This window comes from Variovorax sp. P4_D9 (assembly GCF_056401695.1).
In genome coordinates this window covers 1-7,157 of record NZ_JBFUIU010000467.1, presented here as the reverse complement: position 1 = coordinate 7,157, position 7,157 = coordinate 1, and the positions used below count along the sequence as shown (strand labels likewise).

Below are 7,157 nucleotides of genomic sequence, written 5' to 3'. Positions count from 1 at the left end.
GCTCGGCGCAGCAGTTGCGGCGCGATGACGCCGCGCACGACGAGGACCTCGAACAGGGCCACGAGCGCATGGACCGGCACCTCCGCGTGATGCGCGATCGCGTTCCAGCCCAGGGCCAACGCCTGTATGGAGAGCCAGACCGGCGCGGACCGGATTTTTCCGAAGAACACCGGGATGACGGCTGCAACCAGGAAGATGATCAGCGGCAGCGTCATCAGGACCTCCCCAACCAGCCGGCGCCGCCCAGGCACAGGGCCGCCACGGCCGATGCCAGCATCAGATAGCGCGGCACCAGGTTCATGCGCAGCCGCGCGACGAGCGACTCGACGCAGCCCACCGCCACGGCGACGCCAGCCATGATGAACAACGAGGTGAACCCACAGGCCAGCGGCGCGCGCAGAGGGTCGAAGGGGTTGAGCAGGGCCGCGATCAAACCCGCGTAGATGGTCATCTTCAGTGCCGCCGCGTATTGCATCGCAGCCAGTTCCGGGCCGCTGTGATCGAGGATCATCACCTCGTGGACCATCGTCAGCTCGAGGTGTGTCAGCGGGTCGTCCACGGGCACCCGTGAAGCTTCGGCCTGCAGCAGGATGAAAAGAACCACGACAGCGGGCACCACGATCCAGCGGAACGACTCGGTTTGGTGGAGATGGCCGATCAGGCCGGCGAAGCTGGTGTGGCCGGTGGCCACGCTGGCAGCCCCGATGAGCAGGAACAGCGCGGGTTCGACGAAGGCGGTGAACGATGCCTCGCGGGCGGCGCCCATGCCCTCGAAGGCGCTGCCGACGTCCAGGGCAGACAACATGAGAAAGATGCGGGCCAGCGCGAACGAGTAGGCAAAGAAGATGAAGTCGTGCCTGAACTCGAGCAGTGCGATGCTGCCGAGATTCGGCGCGATCATCGCGGCGAGCAGTGTCGCCGCGAGGACCACCCAGGCGCCGGCGCGGAACAACGGCGTGGCGACGACGCTGAAGACGGGCCGCTTGCGCAGCAGGCGCAGAAGATCCCAGCCCAGCTGCATCAGCCGCGGCCCCTTGCGCCCGGCCCACAGCGCCTTGGTCCGGTTCACGAGGCCGACCATCAGCACCGGCATCCCGAGCGCGACGACCACCTGGGCGACTCCGATCAGTGGCTTCATCGCAGCGGACCGCTCGCCAGCACCAACACCCCGGCGATCGCGACGATGCCGATCAGGGCTGCCGCAAAGGCGACGCGCGGATCGTCTTCGCGCAGCCTCCGTGACAAGTCGGCGGCTGAAGCATCTCCATGGCCGATGACGGAGAATAGTCGCCGCTCCACCGCATCCACGCAGTCGGTGACGAGGTAGGCTTCTGTTGGAAAGTAGCCCGTTGGCGCTTTCTGTCGCCGCAGCATGACCATCACGCCTCGAAAACGGGCGCTGAAGTCAGTCGAGAAGCTCGAGCCGGTGTACTGCATGCGGGGGCTCGGTGCACCATAGCCGCAGCCCCAAGTGACGTGGCTCGCAGCAGCCTGGGACGTCGCCCTCGATCGCAGCCAGATCAGCGCTTCGATCGACAGGACGAGCACAGCCGAGACCATGCCAATCCACGTCAGCATGTCGGCGATCGGCTGCAGGACGTTGACGGTCGGCTTGAGCAGTGACCCCAGTGCGATGACGGTGGAGCCTTGCACCAGCTTGAAGCCCAGCACCGGTATGACCCCGAGCACGATGACGCCCACCGCATGCACGCCCATGGGCACCAGCATCCAGCGGCTCACCTCTGTGGGCGGCGTCACGCTGCTGTCTCGCGGCGCGCCAAGAAAGACCACCCCGAATGCGCGCGTGATGCTCAACGCGGAAACTGCGCCCACGAAGGCCAGCAGTGCACCCGTCGCAGACAGCGCCACCTTGGCCCAGACGCCGATGGGGGCATCCGTGAAAAGCCCCGAATAGATGACGAACTCGCTGGTGAAGCCGTTGAGCGGCGGGAGCGCCGAGATCGCGACGCCGCCAAGGATGAAGCTCAAGGATGTCCAGGGCATCAACCGCGACAGCCCTCCCAGCTTCTCCATGTCGACGGTATGCGTCGCCTGGTAGACCGCGCCAGCGGCGTAGAACAGTTGGCACTTGAAGAACGCATGGTTCAGCACATGCAGCAACCCACCGGCGAATCCGATCGCTACCAGGGACGCGTTGCCCCAGCTCAGCCCCAGGCAGCCGACGCCGAAGCCGATACCGGCGATCCCGACGTTTTCGGTCGACGAGTAGCCCAGCAGGCGCTTCAGGTCGCGCTGGCCCACCGTGTACAGGGCGCCGACCACCGCCGACAGGGCGGAGAATCCGATCAGGAACCAGCCCATCCATTCGTCAGGCTTGCCGATCAGAAAAACGAAGCGCACCAGCGCGTAGAGCCCGGCCTTGTGGATGACACCCGACATCAACGCCGAGACATGCGCCGGCGCCGCTGCATGGGCCCGTGGCAGCCAGGAATGAAATGGAAAGAACGCGGATTTGAGGCCGAAACTCGTCACCAGGAGCATGAAGACGACATTGCGTTCCGAGCCCGCGTTGTTGCGCAGCCAGTGTCCGAAGCCACTGAGGTCCCACGAATCCGAATGGGTGTACAGGATCATGAACGCCGCGACCAGGAAGATCAGGCCGATGTGCGTGGACACCAGGTAGTTGAACCCGGCGAAGCGGACTTTCTGGTTCGTGTAGTCCCAGATGACGAGAAGCCATGCGGCGAGGGCGGCGGTTTCCCAGCCCAGCAGGAAGACGAGAGCGTGGTCGGCGGTGTAGACGAGCACGAACGACAAGGACGTCAGGTTCAGCAGTGCGTAGTGCACCCCCAGATGCCGCTTCGATCCGAAGTACGGTCGCAGGTAGCCCACCGCGTAGATGCTGCCCAGCAAGGTCATCGGGAGCGACCAGGCCAGGAAGAAGGCTCCGAGCGAGTCCAATCGCACCCGCAGGGTGCCCACCGGATAGGCCCACGCCAGTTCGCCGACCACGGTCGCTCCACCGGACAGAACAGGGGCCACGGCGGTCCAGACCAATGCCGTTGCGAGCACTTGCGAAAGCACGCCAATGCCCGCGTGCATGGCGCTGCGCACGGGCAGGAGGCAGGCTGCGGCACCCAGCAGCAAGACGAGCACGGCTGCGCTGAGGGCCGTCATTGGTGTCCCGTGGGCGCCACGAAGGCGGGCACCTCGATGCCGCCTCGGCCATGGCCGCTGGCGCACATCGACAACGCAGGCGGCCTTGCCGCATGCGATACGCAGGAGTCATCGAGGCAATGCAAATGGAGAGCTCCAGGATCCCGACCAAGCAGGATCGGACAAGCCCTCCCTGGTATGCAATCTAGATTGCTCTAGATGATACTATTATTATCATTGAACTGACATGTAGGTATCCGATGGAACTCAAGACAGCGCGCCTGACGGTACTGGTCGATCCCGCGAAGAAAAAGGCCTTTGAGGCGCTGTGTGCTCGCCAGGACGTTACCCCTTCACAGGTCGAACGACGTCTGATTCGCGACTATCTGACTCACCACGGCGCGACCTTCGTCCCGAGCGGCCTGGACCGGGAGGACGAAGCGGCCTCGAGACCCTGATCGGCGAGGACGAACTGCGCAGATGGGTTCGAGACCGAACGACCTTGACGATGACCAACTCGCCGAGTTGGCCCGGGAGTGGCGCGCGCGTGCGGGACGTGGCGAGCAGCTTGCATTTGGTGTTGCACAGGCGTTCGAAGCGGAGCAGCGCCGACGCCGACGTCCCCAAGAAAGTCAGGTGCAGCCGCTTGCATCTCCCACGCAACAGAAGAAGGCCCCGACGCGAGCGTGGTGGAAGTTTTGGTGAGGCAGAGCATTTCTGCCACCAGGGAGGACGTCCGCCTCCTCGGGAAGAAGGCTCTCTGGCGCCGCTTTGGCAAGACGGCGCGCTTGCTGTTTACTATGGGGCGATGCAGGAAGTAGGCCCTCAGGAACAGTAGACGCTCGGCAAACTATGCTGATCGTTGCCCCATTCCAGATTGTGTATGTTTTTCAAATTATCATAGAATTAACATATTTGGAGTCGTCATGGAGCTTAAGACTGCCCGCCTTACGGTCCTGATTGATCCGGCGAAGAAACAGGCCTTCGAAACACTCTGTGCACAACAAGACGTGACACCTTCCCAAGTGGTGCGTCGCCTGATTCGGGACTACTTGGCCCATCATGTCGTGAGCTTCGTGCCAAGCGGTGCTCGGAAAAACAGCASCACGGCCCGCGAGCGCTGATTTAGACCTTCAGCATGAAGGCCTGAGCCAGCAATTCGGAGGCGTAGATCGGGGGCGCCCTCGCTATGGGCCCTTCTTGCGACCACGCGTGCCTGCACATCGCAGTCGGCCAAGCTCAACGGGCATGACTCGTGGGCCTACTTCAAGGACGTGCTGGAACAATTGCTCGCGCATCCGAACGCTGGACGATGAGTTGCTGCCACATCGCTGGAGCTGGCAGATGCCAGCAAAATCGAGGCATGAAGAATATCGAGGCACTGATCGCCGACGGCGGCGAGATCACGATTGGCGCGATCTACCCGATCGAATGCGCAGCTACTGCCGCCGACGACCACAACAGCGTGGCCATGCTCGTTCGACGAGACGGCGAAACGTTGAACGCCGTTGCTCAAGAGGCTCGACAAAGCCATTGGCAGGTTCTACGACGACGATGAAATCATCGACGAGATCAACGGCGATTGACTCCGGACTGGCCGTCAAGACGGCACGACTGGACGCTTACTCTCGAACTGAACGGGCTTCTGCCGGTGCAGTGAAAAGGCTCCCGAAGGAGCCTCTTGGCTGATGCTGGGATGTGCTCAGTAACCACCGCGGCCGCCGCCGCCGTAACCACCACCACCGCTGCGGCCACCGCCGCCGAAGCCGCCGGGCGAACGGGGCTCCATCGGACGGGCCTCATTGACAGTCAGGCTGCGACCTTCGAGGGATTGACCGTTCAGGCCTTCGATGGCTGCGAGCGCTTCCGCATCGCTGCCCATTTCGACGAAGCCGAAGCCCTTGGAGCGACCGCTGTCGCGTTCCGTCATGACCTTGGCACTGGCGACCGAACCGTACTGGCCGAAAGCCTGTTCCAGCGTGTCGTCGCGCACGGAGTAGGCGAGGTTGCCTACGTAGAGTTTCTTGCCCATGGAGGAGCTCCTATCCAAACCAAAAAAACGAGCGGTGGAGTCCCAGAGTCACAACAAACAGGAAGGGGCTGTGGCGCGAAATTGACCGATCACCGGATTACGAACCTGGCAGCGAAACGGACAGGAACGTCCGGGCATTAGAGCTGTCCCCGTTGCAACCCGGGCTCAGTGTTTTCCTCAGCGGGGGTGATGAGAAAGCTCGCTACGGTGAACAGCGCCGGTTCAGGTTCGTCCACATCAAGGAACGCACATGAGCAAAAAAGTCGCATCCGTCACCGGAGGCATGGGGGGCATTGGAACGGCCATTTGCCAACGCCTTCACAAGGACGGTTTCACCGTCATCGCGGGTTGCGGCCCCACCAGGGACTACGCCAAGTGGCTCGGCGTAGCCTTCGGCTTTCTGCGCCCCACCTCAGCACCTTGTCACCTCCACGGTCAGCGATGCGGACAAGTCTCTGCCCTCGGCCGGCACCGACGATGCCACCGTGCGTGCGTACACCAAGCTTGCCCGCGACGGCCACACGGGCCTGCTCATCAACACCAAGAATGAGGCCGCGGCCAGGCCGTTGATGGAAGTGGTGCGTTCGGTTCCCCAATTCGATCGCGCAGCGCTATCGGACGCTGGTGATCGGAAACCGTGTGAAGCACTCCGCCCGGCTGCGACGCGGGCTCAGGCCGGCCTCAGCCCATCGCCGTGGGCTGTGCGAGTTCTGCGCGCCGAGAAACACGGCGGCCGACGCTTCCTTGGTGAGCATCGGGCCTCGCCCTCGTCCATCGAAAAGACACGCAAGAAGACCCGATGCACCGGTTCTTCTTGAAAACACGAGGGCGAGAGCGCCTCAGCGCATGTACAAACCACGCATTTCGGGCGCCGGAAGCCGTCGCCTCGATCTCAATCCTTCGAAAGGATTTCCATCGCCTTGTTGGCGTCGCCCAGCGAGCCGGGCATCCACCAGATGAAACCCGGCAGCGCCGGGCCCGCGATTCCCGGCATTCATCCGGTGATCTACGACGATCAGGGCGAGGAGCTTGCCAGCGGTTCGGACAAGGCCGGCAATATCTGYATCCGGAATCCCTGGCCGGGTGGCTTCCAGACGATCTGGTCCCGAGCGGTATGTGCTCCAGTACTACTCGCGCTACTGCAAGGACCCCAAGAGCAAGGACTGGCGCGACTGGCCCTACCTGGCGGGCGACGGCGCAGTTCAGGCGAGCGACGGGTACTACCGCATCCTCGGCCGCATCGACGACGTGATCAACGTCGCCGGTCACCGTCTGGGCACCAAGGAAATCGAATCGGCTGCGCTGCTTGTGCCAGAGATCGTCGAGGCGGCCGTGGTTCCATTGGCCGACCCAATCAAAGGCAAGGTGCCCGACCTGTATGTCGCGTTGAAGCTGGGGCTGGCACCTTCCGCGGAGATCGCCAACCGGGTCTCGGCATCGATGGTGTCCGAGATCGGCGCCATTGCGCGTCCGCGCCGGGTGATCGTCGTTCCATGCCCAAGACGCGCTCGGGAAAGATCATGCGCCGCGTGCTCGCAGCGATTTCGAACGGCCAGGATCCCGGCGACGTCTCCACTCTCGCCAATCCGGAGGTCGTCGACCGGATCAGGGAGTTGGCTCAATAGAGCCGTTTTGTCGCACGCGAACAGGCCGTGCGAGGTGACGGTGCAGGTCGCCGAGATCGACAGGTTCACGTACGCGCCACCGTCAGGCCGAATAGAGAAGACGACCTTAAGGGGAATGGCACTTACTTTGGCTCGTACGCATGACCATGCTTCTCGACATGTCGGCGAGCCTGGGCGCGCGGCACCTTCAACCAAGGGTAGGGTTTTGGCCACTGCTGTCCAAGACAGGCGAATCCGGCGGATGACATGCTGAACTGACGCGGGTTCCGGACGGCTTGTGTGTGGATTTCAGGATCGTGCCCCCATGGGTGCTGTCCAACATCAAGTGAATGCGAATGCGCCCTGGGGTGATTCGTCGGGATCGGGCGGCGCTGTGAACGGCT

General features: G+C 63.1%; 6 protein-coding genes and 4 pseudogenes. 6 read left to right on the top strand and 4 right to left on the bottom strand.

Annotated features, from left to right (window positions below; genetic code table 11):
• The 3 genes from AC1DY5_RS35415 to AC1DY5_RS35405 all read right to left on the bottom strand — a co-directional run.
• Window positions 1-215, bottom strand: a 215-nt coding sequence (locus AC1DY5_RS35415; protein WP_478119143.1) for a hypothetical protein, incomplete at its 3' end; no start/stop codon positions are given.
• Window positions 215-1,138, bottom strand: a complete 924-nt coding sequence (locus tag AC1DY5_RS35410) for a respiratory chain complex I subunit 1 family protein (RefSeq protein ID WP_478119141.1) — start codon at window positions 1,136-1,138, stop codon at window positions 215-217. The genes AC1DY5_RS35415 and AC1DY5_RS35410, both read right to left, overlap by 1 nt.
• Window positions 1,135-3,138, bottom strand: coding sequence for a proton-conducting transporter transmembrane domain-containing protein (locus AC1DY5_RS35405; protein ID WP_478119140.1), 2,004 nt, complete (start codon window positions 3,136-3,138; stop codon window positions 1,135-1,137). The genes AC1DY5_RS35410 and AC1DY5_RS35405 overlap by 4 nt, the downstream gene beginning before the upstream one ends.
• A gap of 239 nt (window positions 3,139-3,377) precedes the next feature.
• Between AC1DY5_RS35405 and AC1DY5_RS35400 the strand changes: the two genes are divergently transcribed.
• The 4 genes and pseudogenes from AC1DY5_RS35400 (at window position 3,378) to AC1DY5_RS35385 (ending at window position 4,675) form a co-directional block, all read left to right on the top strand.
• Window positions 3,378-3,575, top strand: a complete 198-nt coding sequence (locus tag AC1DY5_RS35400; RefSeq protein WP_478119139.1) for a CopG family transcriptional regulator — start codon at window positions 3,378-3,380, stop codon at window positions 3,573-3,575.
• 468 nt (window positions 3,576-4,043) lie between these two features.
• On the top strand, window positions 4,044-4,241 hold the full coding sequence (locus AC1DY5_RS35395; RefSeq protein WP_478119138.1) for a CopG family transcriptional regulator: 198 nt from the start codon (window positions 4,044-4,046) through the stop codon (window positions 4,239-4,241).
• 102 nt (window positions 4,242-4,343) lie between these two features.
• Window positions 4,344-4,452, top strand: a pseudogene (locus AC1DY5_RS35390) (transposase domain-containing protein); the annotation flags it as partial.
• Between the two features lie 28 nt (window positions 4,453-4,480).
• Window positions 4,481-4,675, top strand: a complete 195-nt coding sequence (locus tag AC1DY5_RS35385; RefSeq protein ID WP_478119137.1) for a hypothetical protein — start codon at window positions 4,481-4,483, stop codon at window positions 4,673-4,675.
• Window positions 4,676-4,825: 150 nt separating this feature from the next.
• On the opposite strand, the pseudogene AC1DY5_RS35380 reads toward AC1DY5_RS35385, so the two are convergent.
• Window positions 4,826-5,149: pseudogene (locus AC1DY5_RS35380) on the bottom strand (RNA recognition motif domain-containing protein); the annotation flags it as partial.
• A gap of 250 nt (window positions 5,150-5,399) precedes the next feature.
• Between AC1DY5_RS35380 and AC1DY5_RS35375 the strand changes: the two are divergent.
• Together AC1DY5_RS35375 and AC1DY5_RS35370 are read left to right on the top strand one after the other, a co-directional pair.
• Window positions 5,400-5,534 (top strand): annotated as a pseudogene (locus AC1DY5_RS35375) (SDR family NAD(P)-dependent oxidoreductase); the annotation flags it as partial.
• A gap of 698 nt (window positions 5,535-6,232) precedes the next feature.
• A pseudogene (locus tag AC1DY5_RS35370) lies at window positions 6,233-6,583 on the top strand (AMP-binding enzyme); the annotation flags it as partial.
• Window positions 6,584-7,157 lie beyond the last annotated feature (574 nt).

Bases quoted from the DNA above. Each gene is read 5' to 3' on its own strand.
- AC1DY5_RS35385 (WP_478119137.1), top strand. From the start codon at position 4,481: ATGAAGAATATCGAGGCACTGATCGCCGACGGCGGCGAGATCACGATT.
- AC1DY5_RS35410 (WP_478119141.1), bottom strand. From the start codon at position 1,138: ATGAAGCCACTGATCGGAGTCGCCCAGGTGGTCGTCGCGCTCGGGATG.
- AC1DY5_RS35400 (WP_478119139.1), top strand. From the start codon at position 3,378: ATGGAACTCAAGACAGCGCGCCTGACGGTACTGGTCGATCCCGCGAAG.
- AC1DY5_RS35405 (WP_478119140.1), bottom strand. From the start codon at position 3,138: ATGACGGCCCTCAGCGCAGCCGTGCTCGTCTTGCTGCTGGGTGCCGCA.